Source organism: Nocardioides sp. Root682, from assembly GCF_001427795.1.
Classification (GTDB): domain Bacteria; phylum Actinomycetota; class Actinomycetes; order Propionibacteriales; family Nocardioidaceae; genus Nocardioides.
Genome location: NZ_LMHJ01000001.1, coordinates 2,391,771 through 2,414,626 on the forward strand (window position 1 = coordinate 2,391,771; position 22,856 = coordinate 2,414,626).

Annotated in this window: 18 protein-coding genes; 6 read left to right on the top strand and 12 right to left on the bottom strand. The window is 69.6% G+C overall.

Translation table 11 applies throughout. From position 1 onward, the window contains the following. Positions 1 to 37 precede the first annotated feature (37 nt). The gene (locus ASD84_RS11275) at positions 38 to 1,561 is read right to left on the bottom strand and encodes a flotillin family protein (RefSeq protein ID WP_056710083.1); all 1,524 of its coding nucleotides are present in this window, start codon (positions 1,559 to 1,561) and stop codon (positions 38 to 40) included. Between the two features lie 44 nt (positions 1,562 to 1,605). Next, positions 1,606 to 2,103 carry an NfeD family protein gene (locus tag ASD84_RS11280; RefSeq protein WP_056710085.1) on the bottom strand — a complete coding sequence of 166 codons (498 nt, stop codon included), beginning with the start codon at positions 2,101 to 2,103 and terminating at the stop codon, positions 1,606 to 1,608. Positions 2,104 to 2,237: 134 nt separating this feature from the next. Here ASD84_RS11280 and ASD84_RS11285 point away from each other — a divergent pair, with 134 nt between their 5' ends. Beyond that, a complete protein-coding gene (locus ASD84_RS11285; RefSeq protein ID WP_056710086.1) occupies positions 2,238 to 2,825 on the top strand; it encodes a TetR/AcrR family transcriptional regulator in 588 nt (195 codons plus the stop codon). 78 nt (positions 2,826 to 2,903) lie between these two features. Then, entirely contained in the window at positions 2,904 to 5,195 is a 2,292-nt protein-coding gene (locus ASD84_RS11290) for an MMPL family transporter (RefSeq protein ID WP_056710088.1), read from the top strand. A gap of 97 nt (positions 5,196 to 5,292) precedes the next feature. Here the strand turns inward: ASD84_RS11290 and ASD84_RS11295 are convergent, their stop codons facing one another. The 6 genes from ASD84_RS11295 to ASD84_RS11320 all read right to left on the bottom strand — a co-directional run bounded on the left by ASD84_RS11295 (position 5,293) and on the right by ASD84_RS11320 (position 9,838). Then, complete coding sequence (locus ASD84_RS11295; protein ID WP_056710090.1) at positions 5,293 to 5,772, bottom strand: glutathione peroxidase; 480 nt, start codon at positions 5,770 to 5,772, stop codon at positions 5,293 to 5,295. Positions 5,773 to 5,785: 13 nt separating this feature from the next. Further along, on the bottom strand, positions 5,786 to 6,193 hold the full coding sequence (locus ASD84_RS11300; RefSeq protein WP_056710091.1) for a hypothetical protein: 408 nt from the start codon (positions 6,191 to 6,193) through the stop codon (positions 5,786 to 5,788). 93 nt (positions 6,194 to 6,286) lie between these two features. Next, positions 6,287 to 6,907: a nitroreductase family protein gene (locus ASD84_RS11305; RefSeq protein ID WP_056710093.1), complete on the bottom strand. Its 621-nt coding sequence runs from the start codon at positions 6,905 to 6,907 to the stop codon at positions 6,287 to 6,289. Between the two features lie 76 nt (positions 6,908 to 6,983). Then, on the bottom strand, positions 6,984 to 8,171 hold the full coding sequence (locus ASD84_RS11310; protein ID WP_056710943.1) for a lytic transglycosylase domain-containing protein: 1,188 nt from the start codon (positions 8,169 to 8,171) through the stop codon (positions 6,984 to 6,986). A gap of 88 nt (positions 8,172 to 8,259) precedes the next feature. Next, positions 8,260 to 9,501, bottom strand: coding sequence for an NAD(P)/FAD-dependent oxidoreductase (locus ASD84_RS11315; protein WP_162252164.1), 1,242 nt, complete (start codon positions 9,499 to 9,501; stop codon positions 8,260 to 8,262). Positions 9,502 to 9,517: 16 nt separating this feature from the next. Then, the gene (locus ASD84_RS11320) at positions 9,518 to 9,838 is read right to left on the bottom strand and encodes a 2Fe-2S iron-sulfur cluster-binding protein (protein WP_056710097.1); all 321 of its coding nucleotides are present in this window, start codon (positions 9,836 to 9,838) and stop codon (positions 9,518 to 9,520) included. 754 nt (positions 9,839 to 10,592) lie between these two features. On the opposite strand from ASD84_RS11320, the gene ASD84_RS11325 reads away from it, so the two are divergent. The 3 genes from ASD84_RS11325 to ASD84_RS11335 all read left to right on the top strand — a co-directional run bounded on the left by ASD84_RS11325 (position 10,593) and on the right by ASD84_RS11335 (position 16,243). Then, on the top strand, positions 10,593 to 12,923 hold the full coding sequence (locus tag ASD84_RS11325; RefSeq protein WP_056710102.1) for a YncE family protein: 2,331 nt from the start codon (positions 10,593 to 10,595) through the stop codon (positions 12,921 to 12,923). A 237-nt stretch (positions 12,924 to 13,160) separates the two neighbouring features. Beyond that, on the top strand, positions 13,161 to 14,285 hold the full coding sequence (locus ASD84_RS11330; protein WP_056710104.1) for a copper resistance protein CopC: 1,125 nt from the start codon (positions 13,161 to 13,163) through the stop codon (positions 14,283 to 14,285). Further along, a complete protein-coding gene (locus ASD84_RS11335; RefSeq protein ID WP_200954492.1) occupies positions 14,282 to 16,243 on the top strand; it encodes a PepSY-associated TM helix domain-containing protein in 1,962 nt (653 codons plus the stop codon). Before ASD84_RS11330 ends, ASD84_RS11335 begins: the two co-directional genes overlap by 4 nt. Before the next feature lie 29 nt (positions 16,244 to 16,272). On the opposite strand, the gene ASD84_RS11340 is transcribed toward ASD84_RS11335, so the two are convergent. From ASD84_RS11340 to ASD84_RS11355, 4 genes are all read right to left on the bottom strand, one after another. Then, complete coding sequence (locus tag ASD84_RS11340; protein ID WP_056710106.1) at positions 16,273 to 17,883, bottom strand: copper resistance protein CopC; 1,611 nt, start codon at positions 17,881 to 17,883, stop codon at positions 16,273 to 16,275. Beyond that, the gene (locus ASD84_RS11345; RefSeq protein WP_056710108.1) at positions 17,880 to 18,578 is read right to left on the bottom strand and encodes a YcnI family protein; all 699 of its coding nucleotides are present in this window, start codon (positions 18,576 to 18,578) and stop codon (positions 17,880 to 17,882) included. The genes ASD84_RS11340 and ASD84_RS11345 overlap by 4 nt, the downstream gene beginning before the upstream one ends. A gap of 95 nt (positions 18,579 to 18,673) precedes the next feature. Continuing rightward, on the bottom strand, positions 18,674 to 19,315 hold the full coding sequence (locus ASD84_RS11350) for a response regulator (protein WP_056710109.1): 642 nt from the start codon (positions 19,313 to 19,315) through the stop codon (positions 18,674 to 18,676). Then, positions 19,306 to 20,463, bottom strand: coding sequence for a sensor histidine kinase (locus tag ASD84_RS11355; RefSeq protein ID WP_056710111.1), 1,158 nt, complete (start codon positions 20,461 to 20,463; stop codon positions 19,306 to 19,308). Before ASD84_RS11355 ends, ASD84_RS11350 begins: the two co-directional genes overlap by 10 nt. 144 nt (positions 20,464 to 20,607) lie before the next feature. Here ASD84_RS11355 and ASD84_RS11360 point away from each other — a divergent pair, with 144 nt between their 5' ends. Then, positions 20,608 to 22,788: an MMPL family transporter gene (locus tag ASD84_RS11360; protein ID WP_056710113.1), complete on the top strand. Its 2,181-nt coding sequence runs from the start codon at positions 20,608 to 20,610 to the stop codon at positions 22,786 to 22,788. The last annotated feature ends 68 nt before the right edge of the window (positions 22,789 to 22,856 follow it).

A 22,856-nucleotide genomic window follows, 5' to 3' on the forward strand; every position in this document is an offset into this window, starting at 1 on the left:
CCCGTCAGCTGGGCGACTGGACACCTCGGGCGTCGGGCTACTTGGCCGACTTGCCGGTCAGGGTCGCCCCCGTGTCACCCATGCCGCTCGCGGCCCGCTCGACCGAGCGATGGATGAGGGACTCCAGGTCCAGACCCGTCGTCGTCTTCAGCATCTGCAGGGTCTGGGTCACGTTGTCGGTGACCTGACGCGGCAGCGCGCCGGCTCCGTCGCTCGACAGGATCGTGAGCTGGTCGATCGCAGCGATGGGGGCCGCGACCTCCTTCGCGATCTGCGGGAGCACCTCGATCAGCATCTGCAGGACGGCGGCGTCGTTGTAGTTGGCGAAGGCCTCGGCGCGCTTGTCCATCGCCTCCGCCTCGGCCTGACCGACCGCGAGGATGGCGGCCGCCTGGGCCTCGCCCTCCGCACGAGTGGCGTCGGCCTCGGCGATACGGCGACCCTTCTCGGCCTCGCCTCGCTTCACACCCTCGATCGCATCGGCCTCGGCGAGCGCGGACCGCCGGGCCTTCTCTGCCTCACCACTCAGCTTGGTCTCCTCGGCCTTGGCCTGCGCGGCGGCGATGGTCGACGCCTTGCGGGCGTCGGCGGCCGCGATCTCGGACGACCGGCGGGCCTCGGCCTCCTGCTCGACGCGGTACCGCTCGGCGTCGGCCGGCTTGCGCACCTTCGTCTCGAGCTGCCGCTCGGTCAGCGCGGCCTGCTGGACGGCCACCTTCTCCTGCTCCGCGAAGATCGCCTGGTCCCGGTCAGCCTGGGCCAGTGGGCCGGCCGCTGCTGCCTGGGCGGCGGCGGCGTCGGTCTCGGCCTTGATCTCGGCCTGCTTGAGGGCGAGCGTCCGCTGGGAGACGGCGATCTCCTGCTCCGCCGCGATCTGGGCCTGCTCGGCTGCCTGGCGGGCGTTGGCCTCGGCGATCCGGGCCGCCTGGCTGACCCGCGCGGCCTCGGGGCGACCGAGGTCGGCCAGGTAGCTGCCGTCGTCCGTGACGTCCTGGATCTGGAAGGCATCCAGGATCAGGCCCTGTCCGGTCAGCGAGCTCTCCGACTCGTCGGCCACGCGCTGCGCGAACGCCGCGCGGTCGCGGATGATCTGCTCGACGGTCAGGCCACCGACGATCGAGCGGAGCGCGCCGGCCAGCACCTCCTGGGTGAACGTCTCGATGTCGGCCTGCTGGCTGAGGAACCGCTGGGCACCGAGCCGGATCTGGTCGGCGTTGCCCCCGACCTTGACGATCGCAACGCCGTCGAGGTTGAGCTTGATGCCCTGCCCCGAGACCGCGCCGCGGATCTGCACCGAGATCCGGCGGCTGGACAGGTCCATCGTCGCGAGCTTCTGGACGAACGGGATGACGAAGACGCCGCCGCCGAGGACGACCTTCTGGCCGGACAGGTCGGTGCTCAGCTCGCCCGTCTCCGGGTTGATCACCGCCTTGCCCTTGCGGCCGGTGACGATGAACGCCTGGTTGGGTCCGGCCACCTTGTAGCGGCTCGTGACGAGCAGGACGAGCAGGACCAGGAGGACGGCGATGCCAGCGATCGGCACCCAGACAGCGGGGTTCATGGGTCGACTCTCAGTTCGTGGGTGGGTGGTGGATCAGGGACGGTTCAGGGCTGCCAGACGGTCGTGACGCTGACCGCTGTCGGGGACAGGACGCCGGTGATGTGGACCTTGGTCCCGGCTTCGACCGGCAGGTTGGCGGACGCGTTGACCTGGAGGCTGTGGCCGCCCACGATCACCCGGATCACGCCGTACCCCTCGCTCGGGATCGCGGTGATCACCTGCGCGGTCTGGCCGACGCTGTCGCTGATCGAGACGGTCCCGTCGCTGGGACCGTCCTTGACCAGACGGGTCAGCCACCACGCGAACCAGGCGACCAGGACGCCGGAACCAGCCCCGATCGCGACAGCGACCGGCCAGGGCAGGCCGGCGCCGTCGGCGGCAGCGCCGCCGAAGCCGAAGGCCGACACGAAGCCGCCCACGACAGCGGTCGAGATCCAGTCGGCCTCGAGGGCGTCGAGCGCTCCGTCGAGGAGGTCGGCGACCAGCAGCGAGAGAGCAAGGATCACCAGGCCGGCGAGGCCAAGGACGAGGAAGACGGTCACGAACGCTCCTGAACGGGGCCGAGGTACGTCGCGGCCGGTGTCCAACGATCGTATCCAGTCGCACCTCGCGGCAAACGGCGTGATCGCCCTCACAAATCTTGCACTCGCGCTCCCAAGGGTGCAAAGATGCACTCATGGAGCAACTGTGCAACCGGCGTGAGACGAAGCGGACCCAGACCGCGCTCCGTCTCCAGCAGTGCGCGGTCCAGCTCACCATCGACCGCGGCTTCGACGGCTGGACCATCGATGACCTGGCCGCGGCTGCTGATGTCTCCCGCCGGACGGTGTTCAACTACTTCGACGGCAAGGCGGACGTCGTCCTCGGGCCGGTCGTGGAGCTCGATCCGGAACGGGTCGCGGTGTTCGTCGCCGGTGGCCCGTCCGGGAACCTGCTGGCCGACGTCCTCGCGCTGGCGGCCGACCTGATCGAGGAGCACACCAGCGACCAGGACATGATCGCCACCGGACGCAACGCAGTCCTCGGCGATGCGCGGCTGATCGGCCTGGCACACCAGCGCTTCGAGGACATCACGGCGACGTTCGTCGAGCTGGTCCGCGAACGCGACGGCGACGCCTACAGCCCGGACCGCGCCCGGCTGCTGAGCCGGCTCGTGGTCACCCTGTTCGACAACGCCGCCGAGCGGTCGGTGGCCGACCCGGGCCGTCCGTTCTCCGAGCACTTCGACGCCGCGATCCGTGACGCCCGCGACGTCCTCGCCTGACCCTTCCCCACCTCTTCCCCCACCATCGGCCCTGTGCGGGCGAACCCTGCACACCCACCACTCACAGGAGACCTCACCATGGCCCGCCTGCTCTATCGACTCGGCTCGACCGCCTACCGGCGGTGGCCCTTCTTCATCGCCGGCTGGCTGCTGCTCGCCGTCGCCGTCGGCGGCGTCGCTGCCGCGTACTCCAAGCCGATGGTGGACTCGTTCTCCATCCCCGGCATCCCGTCGGAGAAGGCCGCCGACATCCAGCAGGAGCTGTTCCCCGACGCCGAGGACGCGTTCGACTCCGTCCCCGTCAGCATCGTCGTGGCCGCGCCGGAGGGCCACACGTTGGCGGAGCCGGAGTACCAGGCCGCTGTCCAGCACCTGATCGACGAGGTGCCGACGCTGCCCCAGACCGCCGACGAGAACCCGCAGCTCGTCGCGCCCGCTGCCGCTCCGGACGGAGCCTCACCTGCTGCGGCCACGCTGTCCGACGACGGCCGGATCGGCATCCTCGGCTTCGAGTGGGACGTCGACGGTCCCTCCGACCTCAAGGCCGCCTCGATCGAGGACCTCAAGGACCTGCTCGCCGACACCGCGGACCAGTACGGCCTCACCGTCGAGGCCAACGGCGCCGGCACGGCCGCGATGGAGCCGCCGGGCGGCAGTGCCGAGCTCATCGGTCTCGGCATCGCGCTGATCGTCCTCGTCCTGACCTTCGGCTCGCTGCTCGCCGCGGGCATGCCGCTGCTCAACGCCGTCTTCGGCGTGGGGCTCGGGATGACCGGCATCACCGCGATGACCGCCTTCATGGACATCGGATCCAGCACGCCGATGCTGGCCACGATGATCGGCCTCGCCGTCGGCATCGACTACACGCTCTTCATCCTCGCCCGCTACCGCAACGAGCTGCACCACACCGACGACAGGCCCCACGCCGCCGGGATCGCCGTCGGTACGGCGGGTTCCGCGGTCGTCTTCGCCGGACTCACGGTCCTGATCGCGCTGTCGGCCCTGGCCGTCGTACGGATTCCGTTCCTGACGGCCATGGGCCTGGCTGCTGCCGCGACCGTGCTGGTCGCCGTGCTCGTGGCCCTGACGTTGCTGCCGGCGCTGCTCGGCCTGACCAAGTCGTGGGCGTTCCGCGGACAGGTGCGCAAGTACCGCCCCCGCCGTGACGAGCACGGCCGGGTCCACAACAACGGTGTCCGCTGGGCGAAGCTGCTCGCGAAGGCGCCGGTGGCCTGGGCCCTGGCCGCCGTGGTGCTGCTCGGCGCGCTCGCCGTACCGATCACGCAGATGTACCTCGCCTTCCCGACCGACAGCACCGCCGCCAGCGACACCACGCAGCGCAAGGCCGCGGACCTCAAGACCGAGGCCTTCGGTCCCGGCCGCGAAGGTCCGATGACGCTGGTCGTCGACGGTGCCGACATCGCCGACGACGCCGCCCGCAGCGACGCCTTCGAGACGGTCCGCGCCTGGGCTGCACAGCAGGAAGACGTCGAGTACGCCGACCTGCTGTTCACCAACGCGCCCTTCGCCGAGGACGGCACCCAGGAGGGCACCGGAACCGGCGCGATCATCAACATCACGCCGTCCTCCGGCCCCGACGACCCGAAGACGCTCGACCTGCTCGAAGCCCTGCGCGACGGACAGGGCGCCATCGAGGCGCAGACCGACACGGTCATCGGCGTCACCGGGCTCACCGCCATCACCACCGACGTGTCGGACCGCCTCAACGGCGCGCTGCCGATCTACCTCGCGGTGGTCATCGGACTGGCGTTCATCCTGCTGGTACTGGTGTTCCGCTCGATCCTGATCCCGCTGACCGCCACCCTGGGCTTCCTGCTCTCGGTGCTGGCCACGCTGGGCGCGACGGTCGCGATCTTCCAGGAGGGCGCCTTCGGGATCTTCGAGGGACAGCCGATCGTCAGCTTCATGCCGGTGTTCCTGATCGGCGTCGTGTTCGGGCTCGCGATGGACTACCAGGTCTTCCTGGTCACCCGGATGCGCGAGGCCCACGTCCACGGCCTGCCGATGCACGAGGCCGTCATCGACGGGTTCCGCAACAGCGCCCGCGTCGTCGTCGCGGCCGCGTCCATCATGATCGCGGTGTTCTCCGGCTTCATCCTCGAGGACGACGCCGTCGTGAAGTCGATGGGCTTCGCCCTCGCCGCCTCGATCATCTTCGACGCGTTCATCGTGCGGATGGTGCTGATCCCGTCGGTCCTCTACCTGCTCGGCGAGAAGGCCTGGTGGCTGCCCGCCTGGCTCGACCGGATCCTGCCGAACGTCGACATCGAGGGTGAGTCCCTCGAGCGCGACTCGGCACCCGTGGCCGTCGACCAGGGCGACGAGGACCGGGAGCTGGTCAGCGTCTGATTCGCCGAGTTGGGGTTTGTCACCGCCGAGTTGTGGGTTCGCTCCGGCTCACCCGGTGACAAACCCCAACTCGAGGGTGACAAACCCCAAGTCGCGATCAGGCGAGCGCCTTCTCGATGTCGCCGGCGATCTTCTCGGGCTTGGTGGTCGGTGCGTAGCGGTCGATGACCTGGCCGTCCTTGCCGACGAGGAACTTGGTGAAGTTCCACTTGATGCTGCCGCCGATCAGGCCGCCCTTCTGGGACTTCAGCCACTGGTAGACCGGGTGGGTCTCGTCGCCGTTGACGTCGATCTTCGAGAACATCGGGAACGTGACGCCGTAGTTCTTCTGGCAGAAGCCGGCGATGTCGTCGTCGTTGTCGAGCTCCTGGTTGGCGAACTGGTCGCACGGGAAGCCGAGGACGGTGAACTCGCGGTCCCCGAACTTGTCGTAGAGCTCCTGCAGGCCCTCGAACTGCGGCGTGAGGCCGCACTTGGAGGCGGTGTTGACGACGAGCACCACCGTGCCGTCGTACGACGACAGCTCGATCGGCTTGCCGTCGATCGCGGTGGCGGAGAAGTCGTGAAGGCTGGTCATGGCGCCCAGTCTGTCACCGGGTGCGAAGCGCCCGTGCCTGGAGCAGCGCGAGGTCGGCGACGACCAGGGCCTGCAGGACGACCCAGACGCGGCCGGCGCCCTCGAGTCCGCCCATCGCCGTGAGGGCGACCTCGATCGAGGCGATCACCCAGACCACGTTGCCGGCGACGACCGCCCAGCCCAGGCGCGGCGACATCGCGCTGCGCGCGTAGGCGCCGACCACGACGGCGTAGCCGAGGAGGAAAGCGCCCACCCAGCGGTGAGCGGCCACGTCCGCGCCGACCAGGTCGGCCAGCGGTACGGCGGCCGCGAGGTGCGCGACGCCGACGACCGCCGACACGACGGCGTCGGCGGCGAACCAGAAACGCCGCGGGGCGGTCGTGCGGGGAGCGGTGGTGCGGGGAGCGGTGGTGACGGTCATGGCTGTCCTCCTCGGTCCGGTCACCCCGGTTGTGGCGACCTCGGTGCCATGACTCTCACCCGGCGGACGGTCCCCTGACGATGACGTCAGAGGTCATGCGGGCTCGGCAGTGGTGGGACCGGAGGGCGTGATCCCGGGCCACGGCGTGCCCCAGCGGTCGCCGTACGCGGTCTCCTCGAGGGGGCGCCGGGACCGGACCTTGTGCTCGCGCTCGGCATCGCGTTCGCTGACCTCCGCCGGGTTGCCGCGCACGCCGACGGCGATGCCCGCGACGACCCGCGCGTGGGCTGGCACGCCGAGCGCCTGCCCAACCGCGTCGTGGTCGAATCCCGCGAACTGGTGGGCTTCCAGGCCCATCGCCCGCGCCTGCAGGGTGAGGTGGGCGGAGGCCTGGCCCAGGTCGTGCAGGGGGTACGTCGGGTCGCCCGGCCCGTCATCGTCGGGCTCGACGACAGCGACCGAGATGAAGACGACCGATGCCCGCGGCACCCAGCCGGAGTTGCCACGGCTCAGGTGCGGGACCAGCACGTCGTGGGTCTCGTTGCCACGGACGGCGACCAGGTAGCGCCACGGCTGCCGGTTGCCGCTGCTCGGCGCCCACTGGGCCGCCTCGAGCAGCCGGCTGATCTCGACGTCGCTCAGCTCGTGGCTGGCATCGAAGACGCTCGGACTCCAGCGGGAGCGCAGCGGCTCCACGATGTCGACGGGGTTCATGGGGTGAGTATCGCGGGGTCTCGAGACGGTTGCTGCGCAACCTCCTCGACCAGCGGTGGTCGGTGTCGGGTCCAGGTCAGGGCTGTGTGAAGTTGCGGACGCACCTGTCGAAGGGGTCGTTCCGGACCAGGATGTTGTCGAGGTGGCCGTTGAGGGTGCACTGGACGACGGCCTGGACGACGGTGAGGAGATCGTCGACGGGATCGATCGAGGTGGTCGGCAACGGGGGCAGCCGGATGGTCGGCGCGTCCGGGCTGTCCTTGCCGCCGCCGTCGTTGCCGCCGTTGTTGCCGCCGTCTCCGGGGGGGTCGATGGGCGGGTCGGTGGGCTCGGGGTGCTTGGTGGGGGTGCTCGGCTCCTGGCCGCCCGTGTTGTCGGCTCGGGGCTGTCCCTGTCCGCGGTTGTTGCCACCGGTGGGCCGCCGCACGTAGGTGGGGCCGGAGGCGATCACGCCGGCTGCGGTGCCGCTGGTGGGCACCGACATGAAGTCGCCGTCTGAGTAGGCGTTCATGATCGAGAGCACCAGGTCGACGTACGCCTGGGAGTGGTTGTAGCGGTAGACCGCGGCCCGCTGGCCCGCCGTGGCGGAGAGGTCGTCGTCGCCGGAACAGAGGTAGACGGCCGTGGCGAGCGCGGCGTCGTCGATGTCCTGCGGGTCGCGCTGGCCGTCGCCGTCGGCATCGACCCCGACCACGGACCAGGTCGAGGCGATGAACTGCATCGGCCCGACCGCGCGGTCGTAGCTCGAGTCGTTGTCGAGCTTCCCCGCGTCGGTGTCACTGATGACCGCGGTGTTGTTGGAGCCGTCGAGCGCGATGCCGAAGATGCCTGGCTGTGCGACGCCGTCGTCATCGAGCACGTTGCCGCCGAAGCGACCGTGGTTGGACTCCACCCGGCCGATGGCCGCGATCAGCTGCCAGGTCAGGTTGCAGCTCTCGTCGGCGGAGTTGATAACGCTCGCGGCCCGCTGGTAGGCCGCGAGCGCGGCCGCCGAGATGCCGTTGGTCGTCGAGCTGGCGATGATCTGCTGGGTGTCACCGTCGACGCCGAGACCGAGTCCGCCGCCCACCGAGACGCCGGTGGGTGCCTCGATCGCTTCCTTCAACACGGGCAGTGACGCCTCCGCATCGGCCGAGGCGACAACTGAAGTGTTCGACGTGGCACCGAGTCCAGCAATCGTGGTGGTGGACGCCACGGACAGGGCCACGACAGGGAGGAGCACAGAAAGGCGTTGCCACCAGACGAACGGGAAGTCCGTGGCCATGTCACCGCCTGCACGCTGCGGCTGCATCCATCTTGCGAGTACCCCAAGGAGGGAGTGCGACCTCATTTCGACCTTCTTCCACGGTTCATCAGGGCGAACCCGGTAGGGCGGCGTCGACGGTCATCGCTCGACGCGCGAGCTTGCGCACATCGAAGTCGACCTCCTCGAGCTCGATCTCGGTGGGAGTGATCCGGCTCAGCAACCTGCGGGCCGCCATGTGGATGGCCGAATCGTTGACCGACTCGACGCCGGTGAGCAGGCCATCCTGCAGACAGAGCACGGAGAACCCGGCGTCGCCCTGGCGGACGACCAGTCGATCGTGCCCGGGCACACTCCTGACCATCTGCAGCTTGAGGGCACCTTGGTTGCTCCAGAACGACGGCAGGGCATGGTACGGCGGGACGTCCCCGAGGATGCGCGCAGCGACATAGCTGCCCTGGTCGGTTGCGTTCTGGATGGACTCCAACCGCCGAGACGTACCGGTCGCGGCATCCCCTACCGACGCGCAGTCCCCAATGGCGCTGATCCGGGGGTCGGAGGTGAGCAGCCATTCGTCGACGAGCACACCGTCGTCCGTGGCCAAGCCGGCCCGGCGAGCCAGACCGTCCTCGGCGATCGAGCCGACGCCGAGAACAACGAGGTCGGCCGGAAGCCATTCCCCGGCCACTGTCTGCACACCGACTGCGCGGCCGTTGCGGCCGACCACCCTGTCTGCCTGGTCGCCCAGCAGAAGTCGCACGCCTTCGGCACGGTGGTGCGCCGCGACAGCAGCGGACACCGGTGGGCTGACCGCACGCCCCAACACCCGGTCACCCTGCTCAAGCACGGACACATGGAGTCCCCGCTTGCATGCCGCGCTCGCCACCTCCATGCCGATGAAGCCGCCGCCCAGGACCACCACCCGCCGGGCCCGGTCGAGCGCGCTGCGGAGCGCCAGTGCGTCGCTCATGGTGCGCAGCTCGTGCACCCCAACCAGCGCGGCACCGGGAAGCGTGATCCGCCGCGGTGAGGCGCCCGTGGCGAGCACCAGGTGGTCGTATCCCAGCCGGCGGCCACCGGTGATCTGCACGCGCTGGCTCAGCCGGTCGATCTCGATCGCCTGCCCACGCAGCACCGAGATTCGATGATCGGTGAAGAAGTCATGGGGTCGCAACGAAAGAGAGAACGAAAGAGAGGCAGCGTCGACTTCCTGGTCGAGTGCTTCCTTCGACAGAGGTGGCCGCTCGTAGGGGAAGTGCGCCTCGGTCGTCACCATCGTCACCGGCCCGCCATAGCCGCCGGCACGCAGACCGGCGGCGGCCTGCACGCCGGCATGCCCAGCGCCGATCACCACGACACCGTGCACCTCAGACCTGCTTGCTCGGGACGTGGACGACCAGCTCGGCGTCCGCACGGGTGAGGGTGAGCTGGCAGCTCAGTCGGCTGTTCGCGGCCCGCTCGGAGGCCGTCCACTCCAGCATGTCCTCCTCGTCGGGGGAGGGCGGGGCGAACTGCTCGGTGCTGTGGGCAACGTAGACGTGGCAGGTGCCGCAGGTCGCCGCGCCTCCGCATTCGCCGATGATGCCGGGCACTTGATGGGCCAGGGCTGCCTTCATCAGGTTGGTGGCCGTAGCCACCTCGACCGTCCGACGGGAGCCGTCCTCGTAGACATAGGTGAGACGGGGCACGGTTTCTCCTCCTTTGGCAGTTGTTCCGGATGTCGCGGGCGAAGGCCCGGATCCTGAGGCGCGATGGTCTTCGACGCTGAAGCGGCCAGTTAACCGACCAATTCGGACCGGTTTGTCGCGGTAATGCAACGCGCCAGTGAAGAACATCTCACCGATTTCCGTGGAATGCCGTGAGAACAGCGCCGCACTGACGCCGCCGGACATTCGAGCCGGTAAATGGTTTTTCGCCGTAATGAAACGTGGCAGTAAACAACATTTACCAATTCCTGTGGAGCGCCGTGAGGAACAGTGCTGTACTGCCGCCTGGGCGGTTAATCGTTTGTCGCGGTGACAGCACGTGAGAGTAAACAACATCTCACCGATCGCCGTGGAGCGCCGTGAGAACACCTCCGTACTGACGGCGCCCACGGGATCTGCCCGCCTGTGGCCCGCCCGCCACCATCCAATTGCCTATCGGCGGCTGGTGCTCGCGCGCCTTCGAGATCCTGTCCGAGCAGCCGGGGTCGAGGAGATGTATTTGTCGACAGCGGCACCCCGCCGTTGACTTCTCCGTCGCCTTTCCAATTCCTTCGTGAGGACCTGAGGACCTGTTTACGAATCAGGTAGTTCTCAAGGTCTAGGCCCTTAACAGGCTCGGGATTGACTGGCTCACTCCACGCGCTCTCCTGAGTTGTCCCAGTGGAGCTCGAACAAAGTGCGAATACGAAAGGAAACCTTCATGTCCGAATCAGCTCCCCCAGGATTCATGGGGTCCATGAAGCGACGGCGGCTCGGCGCAGTGGCCGTGGTGGCGGCCACGGCGATCACCATGACGACGCTGGCCGCGATGCCGGCATCAGGCCATCCGGACGCCCCGAGTCCGAACAACGGCCCGAATCCGATCGGGGTGGGACCGCTCCCCATCACCTTCGACCTGACCGACAAGAACGGAGGATGGTTCGACTCCGGTCTCAACCTCTTCGGCAGCACGTCCCTCGCGGTCGGCGTGCTCCCCCGGGTCGGCGTACCCAATGTCGGAATCCCCACCATCGGTGGCCCCGTGCTGCCGACTGATCTGTCGTTGGTGAACAACGTCCTCGGCGGGCTCTTCGGCGGCGGCGGCAGCAGCCTCGGCCTCGGCAAAGTCCTCGGTGGAGAGGGCGGCGGCCTGACCGACCTGCTGGGCCTCGACTCGACCCTGGCCGCCGTGCAGGGCCTCGCGAAGTCCTCGCCGAAAGCGGCTCCCAAGGCCGCCGAGGCCAAGAAGCTGATCGGCGAGCTCAAGACGACTGTCGCCAGCATGCCGGCAGGCGCGCCGGTCGACCTGACCTCTCTACCGGTCGGCGTGGACCTCATGGGTGTCCTGGAATCCCTCTCGGACTTCGCGGTCAAGGGGCCCCCGGTCACCGTCACGTTCAACGTGGACCCCGCCAAGTCGGAGGGAATCCGCAACCCGATCGGGCTGATCGCCCCGGAGGGCGCGGACAACTTCCCGTACATGGACAACGGAGGCGCCTTCTACGGCAAGAAGACGATCCAGCTCACCGAGCCGGGCCTGTACGCCTTCACCGACTCGGTCGCGCCCTACATGCTCGGCGCCGTCGTGGTCGACGACCCGCTGACGTTGGGTCTCGACTTCGGCGAGAAGCTGGTGGTCAACGGCAAGCCCGAGGCCGTTCCTTCGAACGCCGACATCATCCAGCGGCTGGTGAACGCCTTCTTCACCATCACCAACCCGAACAACTGGCAGCAGTTCAGCAACACCAAGGAGGTGTCCTGGAATCCGGTCCAGCCGCCCGCCCCGATCCTGCAGTACGACGCAGACGGCAAGCCGGTGCTGATCCCGAACCTGGACGCGTACTACGACAAGAAGTTCTCGTACCCGCGGAAGCTGCCCGCGTTGAAGGCGCCGACCACCCCTGGTGTCGGTGAGGTCTGGATCGCCACCCAGATGGAGGACTACGCCGGGAAGACCAAGCACGGCTCCATCACGAAGATCAATGCCGAGAACTGGACGATCGATCGGAAGATCGCAGCCCCGGAGATCAATTTGAACAACGTCCACAACATGTGGACGGACAAGAACTACAAGTACATCTACGGCAACGAGTGGTTCGACAACGAGACCGACGTCTTCGACCGGGCGACCGGCAAGTTCATTCGGAGCCTCGAGGTCGGGCCCAACCCGGCGCACGTGATGACCCGTCCAGGCAACGACAACCTGACGATCGGCATCAACGCCGGGACGGACATCGTCGAAGCGACGCCAGGCGCCACGAAGATCATTCAGCGCATCCACGTCGACCCGGACAGTGGCATCACCCCCCACCCGCACGCGCACTGGACCAGCCATGACGGCAAGACGGTCGTCGCGCCGAACACGATGACCGACGAGGCCGTCATCGTCGACCTGGACTCGGGGAAGGTCAGGCACGAGCCGGTCGGGGCGTTCCCGATCGCCACGTCGATGACGCCGGACTCGAAGAAGGCGTACATGTCCAACTTCCTGGGCATGAGCGTGTCGTGCGTGTCGCTGGAGGAGGACGCCTGTGCCACCCCCGACGGCGGCGTGGCCAAGAACTCCACGATCGACCTGTGGGAGAACTACGACACGCAGACCGGCCCCGAGAAGGGCAAGCCGTGGGGCGGGCTGACCATCCAGCTCCCGGTGAGCCCGGATGGCAAGGCGCTCCTGGCGGTGAACACCCTGTCCCAGACGGTCAACGTGATTGACCCGAAGACGAACAAGGTGATCAAGGACCTGCCGTGCAACGCCGGTTGCCACGGCGCCAACTTCGGTGCCAAGAAGGGTGGCGGCTACTACGCCTACGTCTCCAACAAGTTCTCCAACGCCACGCAGGTCATCGACATCGACCCGAACAACGACGGCGACATCTCCGATGCCGCCATCGCCGGTCAGCTGGTGCTGGGGCCGACGTCGGACACCAAGATGGACGACAAGCTCGTCGCGCACCCCGGTCAAGGTGGACAGGGCGTGCTGGCCATCCCGCTGGTCTACAACGGCTGGTCGCAGGAGATCCCGACGGCCTGGCGAAAGGGTCTGACCTGCGAGCAGATCAACCCGATCAGCAAGTCGGCCTGCTGATCACTGGCTGAATCACCGACGGTCCGGGGCTGGGCAGCGCTGCCCAGCCCCGGACCGTTCCTGCCAGGCCTTCGTTGCCGGCGCTCGCATCACCACCCCCCAACTGTTCCCCTTCATGCTGGAGGCTTGCCGATGACGGCGCAGGAGATTCACGCACGGGCTGTCCCCACCCCACCCCACCCCGAGCTCCGTTGGCGTTTGACCGGGCTGGTCGTGTTGGTCGCAGTCTGCTGGGGAGTGTTGCTCACTGTCCTGCCATCAACATCCGGTGACCCCGAACTGATCTCGCTGAGCCCGGGGGACGGCGAGACGGTCAAGTCCCCCGACGAGGTCCGGATCACGTTCGACCGGCCTGTCCCCGCGGAGCTCACGTCTGTCCAGATGACAAGTCCCGCAGGCGAGCGCCTCGTGTCGACCCGTCCGTACAACCCGCCGGGTGCTGACGACGCGATTGCCGTGCCGATGCCGGAGACCCGCTACGAGGGGATCTACACGGTCATCTGGTCGGTGCCGTCCAGCACCCTCGAGCCGATGATCGGTTCGTCGACCTTCTCGGTGTACTCCGCGGCGAGGTTCACCGCCGTCCCCGGGCTCGTCGTCGACCGCGACCCAGTCGTCGTCACGGTGTACACGGTGGCAGAAACCTTCGCGACAGCCGCCCTGGTGCTCGGTGTCGGGACCGTGTTCGTGCTCGGAGTCGCCTGGCCTGAGGGCGCCCGCCGTCGGGGATCGCGCCGTCTGCTCCGGTACACGTGGACGACCATGGTGCTGGCGACGCTCGTGTCCCTGCTGTCATTCGGCGGTTACGCCGCCCGGACCTCGCTCGGTGACGCGTTCGACCCGGCTCTCCTGGCCGGGACGGTCAAGTCGGACATCGGGGCTGCGTACCTTGCCAGGCTCCTCGTCCTGCTGCCGCTCACGCTCGGCTTCTGGCAGCTCCTGCGGAGCGCGGCCGCCCGGTCCTCGCTCGAGCGCTGGACGGCCGCCGCGACGGTGCTCGGTGCCGCCTCGGCGTTGGCGGCCACCTGGATCTTCGCCCGCCCGCACGCACCGGCGGGACCGGGACCGCTCAACCTGCTCGCAGGCATCGCGCTCCTGCTCGCGGCTGCCGTCGGCGTCGGCGCGGCCGTGATGCGGTGGACAGTCCTGCGTCGAGCCGGTGGACAGGCGGCGCCCGCCGCGCGGCTGCTTGCCCGGATCATGCCGGTGAGCGCTGCGGTGCTGCTGCTCACGGCGGCGATCACGACCGCCGGCTGGCAGCTGATCGTGTACGGCGCGCTGGCGGTGGTGATCGTCGGCACGGGGGTGGCACCCCTCTACCGCGAGCGGCTGCGCAGGGCCGAACCGGAGGGAGCACGATGAGCGAAGTCTCCGACGCAAGGACTCCGGTGCGATCGCACCGGACGAGCGAGATGAACCCGAGCCTGGGTGCGCCCGTCGGCGCTCCGGCCGCGGTGTCCACGACCGACCTCCGACCGGCCCCCACGCGCCCGGAGCGGCGGCGGCCGACGAGCACCGTGGGCGCGGCACTGCGCCCGCTCGCCCGCCGGGTGCACCTCCTGGCCGGGATCCTGGTCGCCCCGCTGTTGCTGGTCCTGTGCCTGACCGGGCTCGTCTACGTGTTCAGCCCGCAGATCCACGAGAGCCTCTATGCGAGCCAGCTCTTCGTCGACACGGTCGGCGAGGAGCGACGCCCGGTGGCCGAACAGGTCGCTGTGGCACTGGCCGCGCACCCGGAGGGTGAGCTCCAGTCGGTCGTGCCACCGTCCGAGCCGGACCGCACCACGCGGGTGAACCTGTCGGTGCCGGGCAACGGCGACCCGAGCCATGCGCGCACGGTCTTCGTCGACCCCTACACGAACTACATCAACGGCGAGATGAACACCGAACACGGGCGGCTGCCCGCCAACGTCTGGCTGCGTGATCTGCACGCCAACCTGCACCTCGGCAAGGTCGGCCGGCTGTACTCCGAGACCGCGGCGAGCTGGCTGCCAGTGATCGGCGTCGGCGGGCTCCTGCTCTGGCTGATCAAGCAGGGGCGCCGGGCGCGTACCGCCCGGGAGTTCCTGGTTCCCGCCCCACGCGGCAAGGGCGCACAGCTCCGCCTGAAGTCCGTGCACGGACCGCTGGGATTCTGGGCGTTCGCGCTGTTGCTCGTCACAGGGGTGACCGGACTGATGATGAGCCCGTTCGCCGGACCGCGGCTGTTCGACGCGCGGCCGCCCCGCCTCGGCGCAGCACCGGTCGACGTCCCGGTCCCCGCGAAGCCGATCGGCGTCGACGCGGTGCTGCACGCGGCGCGCGACCGCGGCCTGAGCGGGACGCTCGAGGTGACCCCGTCCGCCGCGCCGGGGCAGGTGTTCACGGTCACCGAGACCTCGCCCGGCCTGCCCGTCCACCGGACCGCCGTCGCCGTCGACCCGTACACCGGTCGGATCACCGAGCAGATCGGCTGGGACGACTACTCCCTGCTGGCCCAGATCCGGACCCTCGGCATCGAGCTGCACACCGGCACCCTGTTCGGCCTGGCCAACCAGGTCCTGCTCGCCGTGTTCGCCGTCGCCACGATCGTCCTGATCGCCGGTGGCTACCGGATGTGGTGGAAACGCAGCCCGTACCGCGGGCAGCTGCCGCCCGCCCCGCTTCCCGCCCTGCGCCAGGTCCCCCTCCCGCTCGCGGCTGTGGCGGTGCTGGTCGCGGTGGTGCTCGGCTGGTACTTGCCGATGTTCGGAGCGAGCCTGGCCGCGTTCGTCCTCGTGGACATCGTGATCAACGCCATCCGGCGACGACGACAGAGGTCGCCGAAGGTCCCGACCCCTCCCAGGCACGCCGCTGCCGCCCAGGTCGACGTCCCGGACCCGATGCGTCAGACGATGGACGTGCCCGAAGGCGTTGTCGAGTTCAAGCGGCGCGGCGCGTCCCGGTGGATCTCCGTCGTCCTGCAGATGGTGCTGCGGATGGTCCTGCTCGCGCTGGCCCTCGGGGCGCTCCACCTCGCCTACCAGGAGCCCACGGCCACGACCGTCGTACCAGCTGCTGCACTGTCCCTGGCCTTCCTGGTGCTGGGGTTCCGGTCCAGCTCGTCGCCGGCCAGGCTCAAGATCGAGGACGGCACGCTCGACATCGTCGCGTCCAGGTCGCACTACCGGTTCGACCTGAGCAAACCCGGGTTCCGACTGGAGATGCCACACCCGCCGGAGAGCCGCAAGTGGAAGGTGCTGGTGCACCGCACCGGCCTGGCTCCCTACGCCATCGACGCGAGCATGGTCGCTCCGGCCGAGTTCACGACGGCTCTGCGGCGCTACCGTCCCGAGCTGTAGTCCACCGTCCACGCTGGCGAGCACGCGGCTCAGGACACCTCGAGCTCCAGCGTCGCGACGGGGTTCTCGAACCGGGACATCCGGACGCCGACCTGGAACGTCCAGGTCCCCGAGGTCGGCAGCACGGCCGTGACCACGTAGGTGCCGGGCGCGCCGGCGACGACGGGCTGGGAGCCGAGGTGGACGTCCATGGAGTGCAAGGAGATGTCCGGAAGGGCCCGGGGCACCACGGGCCCTCCGGCGCCGTCCCGCAGGTGGACGGTGATCGTGTTCGGTCCCCGTCGGCCGGGTGAGATCGTCGCGTGAAGGTTCAGGTCCGGAGTCACGACGGCGGTGGCCCCCCGCGACGGTGCCGCCGTCGCCGAGCGTTCGCGCGGCGAGTGCTGGGTCAGCAGGCCGGTCAGGGCGAGCAGGAGCACGAGCAGTGCTGCCTCGACCCGCACCGCGACCCGAACGGATCCGGACACCGGACCGGCGCCTTCGCCCGGGGCAAGCACCGGAGGCAAGAGGCGGAACCGGTTCCAGGCGGCGACGGCGACGACCACGGCCGCGACGCCGATCTTGCCGAGCAACAGGCGCCCGTAGGCGGTGTCGACCAGCGGCTGCCAGGCGCCCAGGATGCGCCAGGCCATCAGCATGCCGCTCGCTGCGAGCAGGACGACCGACCCGGCCGCCAGTCCCGAGAAGCGGGACAGCACCAGGCCGGTGTCGCGGGCACGCCCGCGCAAAGGTCCCAGGACCATGGCGAGGGCGATCAGCCCGCCCAGCCACACGAGGCCAGCCATCACGTGGACGACGTCCGTCAGCAGCATCACCACCACCGGCTCGACGGAGCGCGAATGCCCCACCAGGACAGGGGAAACCCCTGCCAGCAGTACCGCGACCGAGGCTGCCCACCGCGCACCCGAGCGCGCGAACGCCAGGGCCGCGACGAGCCCCGCAGCTTGCAGTCCCGCAACGACGGTGTCGTTCGAGAGCAGATCCAGGTCCGCCAACCGGTCGAGCCCGACTCCTTGCAGATGGGCCGCCTGCAGGGGAACCAGCAGCACCGCACTCAGGACCGCCAACCGGACTGCGCCGCGAGCGACGGCGAGCAGGCTCGCGTGGACCGCGGCCGGCACCGTGATGCCGGCCAGCACCCAGAGCAGGAACAGCAGGACGCCACCGGCAACGAGGAGGCCGACGTAGTCGAGCGCCTGGAGCACCGCCACCATCGACCCGATGCCGGCCACGTCGTCGTCGCGCAGCGTCGGAGGCACGACCTCCGGACTGGCCGCACCGACAGCGAAGGTCAGCGAACCGGCGATCGGGTGGCCGTCGGCCGAGACGGCCCGCCACACGACGACGTAGCTCCCGTCCGGAAGCCGATCGGGCAGATCGACGGAGATGACGGCGTCCTGACTGGCCGCGGCGGCGGTCACCTCGATTCCCGTGGCATCGAAGACCCGGACACCTCCGGCCGTCAGCGAGACAGCTTCGTCGAAGGTGAAGGTGACGACGTCAGGAGTGCGGGGCAGGACCGCACCCTCCGCGGGGTCGCTGCTGACCAGCGATGCGTGCGCCGCGGCAGGCGAGGCCGTCCCCACGACCGACAACACCGTGAGGACGACGCACGCCAGCGCCGCAGCAAACCGGCTCACGAGGAGCGCGTGCGCACCAGAGCAAAGCCGGCGACCAGCAGGCCCAGCGCCCCCAGGACCACACCAACGACCCCCACCGTGCTGCCGCCGTCGGTGTCGTCCTCCTCCGCCTCCGCCGAGCGGTCCGCGGCACCGCCGCGCGCCCCGTCTTCGCTTGCCGTCACCACGAACGACGGAGCCGGGTGCTCGAGATCGTCCGCGGACTGGCCGCTGGACGGGATCTCGGTCCACGCCGTCTGTCCCTCGGCGCACGTCTGGACGACCGGGAACGCGAGCGTCTCCCCGGCCATGTCCTCGGGAATCTGGAGCTGCACCTGGAAGGCGTCGCGGTAGCCGTCGGGCAGTGCCGTCGTGGCGGCGTACGTCACCGTGGCGACCCGCTCGGTGAGCTCGTTGCCGTGCGCGTCCTTCACCGCGGGTTCGAGGTCCTCGAACTGCTTCGACGCCTCGTAGAAGGGTTGCCGCGTCGGCGTCACGGCGTTGACCCCGTCCGGCACCGAGATGGTGATCTTCGTCGTGGGGGAGCCTTCGCAACCGTGCCCGTTGCTGAAGGTGAGGACGGTGTACGACCCGGCACTGGTCACCGTGGGCGTGACGGTGACATGGGCGGACGCAGGCGTCGCACTGATCAGGGCAAGAGCAGCAACGATGCCGGCGACGCCGGCGAAACGGGCCACGGAGCGTTGAATGGTCATGGTCGATCGTCGCTGCGGACCGTGTCAGCGGATCGACACGAGCGCATCACCTGCGTTTCCTTGTCCGCACCGGCGTTTCCGCATCCGCACGTGGATCAGACGTGCAGCCACGCAAGGACCGCCCGGACCCGGCGGTGGTCGTCGGTGTCGGCGGGCAGGTCGAGCTTCGCGAAGATGCTGTTGATGTGCTTGGCCACGGCCTTCTCGGTGACCACCAACGACTCGGCGATCCCTGCGTTGGCGCGGCCTTCGGCCATCAGCGCGAGCACCTCCCGTTCCCGGTCGGTCAGTCGCTCGATGGGCGAGTCCTTGCGGCGGTCGAGGACGGCTGCCACGACCGAGGGGTCCAGCACCGTCGCGCCGCCGGCCACGCGTCGTACGGCGTCGACGAACTCGGCGACGTCGGAGACGCGGTCCTTGAGCAGGTACCCGACCGCGCCCTCGCCGCTCGCGAGCAGCTCGCGGGCGTAGAGCTGTTCGACGTACTGCGACAGCACCAGCACGGGGAATCCCGGCCGGGCGGCGCGCACCGCGATCGCTGCCCGCAGGCCCTCGTCGGTGAACGTCGGTGGCATGCGTACGTCGACCACGGCCGCTTCGGCGCGGGGGTCGGCGAGCGCGCGCTCCAGCTCGGGGAGGTTGTCGACGGCGGCGATCACCTCGAAGCCCTTGGCCTCGAGGAGCTGGGTGAGGCCGGCGCGGAGCAGCGCGTGGTCCTCGGCGAGCACTACGCGCACGGGACCTCCCAGCTGACGACGGTCGGGCCACCGACCGGGCTCGACAGGGCCATCGTGCCGTCAAAGGCCGCGAGGCGCGCGGCGATTCCCTGCAGGCCGGAGCCGGCGCGGGGGTCGGCACCGCCGCGGCCGTCGTCGCCGACCTCGCCGCGCAGCAGGCCGTCCGCGTGCGTCAGGCGGACCCACGTGCGGGAGGCACCGGCGTGCTTGGTGGCGTTGGCGAGGCACTCGGCGACGGTGAAGTAGACGGCCGACTCGACCGGCGCCGGGAGCCGTGACTCGACGGAGAGGTCGAGCTCGACGGGCACCGCCATGTCCAGCGCCAGCGCGGAGACGGCACCGGTGAGACCCCGATCGGCCAGCACCGGGGGGTGGATACCGCGGACGACGTCACGCAGCTCGCCGAGCACCGCCGACGAGTTCGACCGCGCGTCGAGCACGAGCCGGCGGGCCGCCTCGGGGTCGGTCTCGAACAGGTCCTCGGCCAGGCCCAGGCTCAGCGACACCGCGGCCAACCGGGCCTGGGGGCCGTCGTGCAGGTCGCGCTCGATCCGGCGCAGCTCGGCAGCGGAGTGGTCGACCACGACGGCCCGGGACTCGGTCAGCACCTGCACCCGCTGCTCGAGTCGTTCGGTCCGGCCGACAGTGAGGATGGCGCGGTCGACGGCCGCCCGGGCGCGCATCAGCGGGCCGACGCCGTACCACCAGATCGGCCAGGTCACGACGCCGACGAACAGGATCAGCGCCAGCAGGGAGATGACGAACCCGAAGGTCATCGCCCACAGCATCCACAAGATGTCGCGCCAGGTCATCGGGTCGGTGGCGCGGGTGTTGAGGTTGCGCAGCAGGCCGCCCGGCAAGGGGCGGTACGGCGCCACGAGGGGCACGCCGAGCAGGCGCCCGGCGATCGACCTGTGCACGCCGACCAGGGCGCGCATCAGCGGCAACAGGCCCGCGAGCAGGAGCACGCCGACCCACACCACGACCAGCACCGCGCTGACCTTGACCAGGACGAAGACGACCACGACCGGTACGAACAGCAGGAGGTGGAGCGCGGCGTAGCCGGTGGCCGCCCAGCGACCGGCACGCAGGTCGTCGGCCCGCAGGTCGTCGGCGCGCAGGTCGTCGGCGTACGGGCCAGCAGTCATGGACCCAGTCTCTCGCGTCGACCGCTGGCGGACAGGGGTGCAGGCACCACCCCGGGCCGGGACGCTCCACCCCTGACGCGCGGCGCCCGGAGCGATTCGCTGGAGACACCCCTCCTCTCCCCCCGACCAGCCCCAGGAGTCCCGATGTCCAACCCGCTCGCCCAGCTACCGACCCGCGCGGCACGGTGGAGCGCCACCCATCCGTGGCGCGCCATCGGTGCGTGGTTCCTCCTCGTCGCCCTCGCCGTCGGCCTCGCGATGACCGTGTCGCCCAACGAGGTCAAGGACTCCGACTACCGGATCGGTGAGTCCGGACGCGCCGACGCGATGCTCGACTCCGCCGGCCTCGACCACCCGCCGACCGAGAACGTGCTGATCACGTCGAAGAGCGGGGGTCTCGACACCGCCGATGCCCGGGCGGCCGCGGCTGAGGTCGCGTCGTCCCTGGCTGACGTGAAGGGCGTCGTCGGCGTCGGGGACGCCGTCGCCAGCGAGGACGGAAGCGCCCTGCTGGTGCCGGTCGAGCTCACCTCCGACGAGATCGATGCCGAGCCGTTGCTGGAGGCGACGGCCGCCGTACAGAAGGCCCATCCGGGGCTCGTCGTCGAGCAGGCGGGCGACGTCACCATCGACGAAGCGATCAACGAACGCGTCGCCGAGGACCTGCACTCCGCGGAGTTCATCAGCCTGCCGATCACGCTGGTGCTGATGCTGCTGGCGTTCGGGGCGTTGATCGCCGCCGGCCTGCCGGTGCTGCTGGCTGCGACCAGCGTGGCCGCCACGATCGGCATCAGTGCGCCGGTCTCGCTGCTCGTGCCCGCTGAGCCGACCGTGACGAGCATGATCGTGCTGATCGGCATGGCCGTCGGTGTCGACTACTCGCTGTTCTACCTCAAGCGCGAACGCCAGGAACGCGCCGCCGGCCGTACGACGCTCGACGCCGTCGCGATCGCCGCGGAGACCTCCGGCCACGCGATCCTGGTGTCCGGTGGCGCCGTGATCGCCGCACTGGCGGGGCTCTTCGTGCTCACCGACGTCACGTTCAACTCGTTGGCCACGGGCTCGATCATCGTCGTGGCCGTCGCCGTCCTCGGCTCGATCACCGTGCTGCCGGCACTCCTCGCCAAGCTCGGTCGCTGGGTCGACCGGCCGCGGGTCCCGTTGCTCTGGCGCCTCACCCGTCGTACGACGACCGGCTCCATCAGCGGACGCCTCCTCGGCCCGGTGGTCCGTCATCCCGTCGCCGCCCTGGTCGTCGCTTCAGTCGGCATCGTGGCGCTCGCCGTACCGGCGTTGTCCATGAAGACCCACCAGGCCACGCCCGAGACGCTGCCCCGCGACATCCCCACGGTGCAGACGTTCCGCGCGATCACCGCGGCCTATCCGAGCGAGGGCACGTCCGCGCAGGTCGTCGTCACCGGTGCAGACCCGTCGGCGGCGAAGGCCGCCCTGGAACGGCTGGCTGACGAGGCCGGGAGCTCCGACGACTTCGCGACGGACGGTGCGCGGGTACAGGTCTCTGCCGACGGGAACACGGCGGTGCTCGACCTGCCGATGCCCTACGAGGAGTCCGATGACCGCGCAGGTGCGGCGATCGAGCGGTTGCGGACCGATCTCGTGCCGGCCGCACTCGACGACCTCACCGGTGCGGAGCACGCCGTCGGCGGCAGTGCGGCCGAGGCGCTCGACAGCTCGGAGAAGCAGTCGGCGCGGATGCCGTTCCTGCTCGGGTTCGTGCTCCTGCTGACGATGGTGATGATGATCGCCGCGTTCCGCAGCGTGCTGCTCGGCGTGGTGTCGACGGTGCTCAACCTGGCGTCCGTCGGCGTCGCGTTCGGCATCCTCGCGATCGTCTTCCAGCACGGCGTGGGTGAGTCGCTGCTCGACTTCACCAGCCCCGGCTTCGTGATCGACTGGATCCCCGTGTTCGTGCTGGTGGTGCTGGTCGGCCTGTCGATGGACTACCACGTGTTCGTGCTCAGCCGGATCCGCGAGCTCATCGACTCGGGCATGTCTTCCAGGGACGCCGTGCACCGCGGCATCGCCGACACCGCCGGCGTGATCACCAGTGCTGCGGCAGTGATGGTGTCGGTGTTCGCCATCTTCGCGACCCTGTCGATGATGGAGATGAAGATGATGGGCGTCGGCCTGTCGGCCGCGATCCTCATCGACGCCACGGTGATCCGGCTGGTCGTGCTGCCCGCGATCCTGGTGCTGCTCGGGGACCGGGCGTGGCCGAAGCGTCGTACTCCTGTGGTGGCGGTGGAGTCGTCGCCGACCTCCTGGGAGTCACAGAACGGGGTGCTGGTGCCGACCGGTCGCTGACGGCGACCCGGTGGTTGAGGTGCGAGCGAAGCGAGCCTCGAAACCTCCGGGCCGGCGGCGCTTGCTTG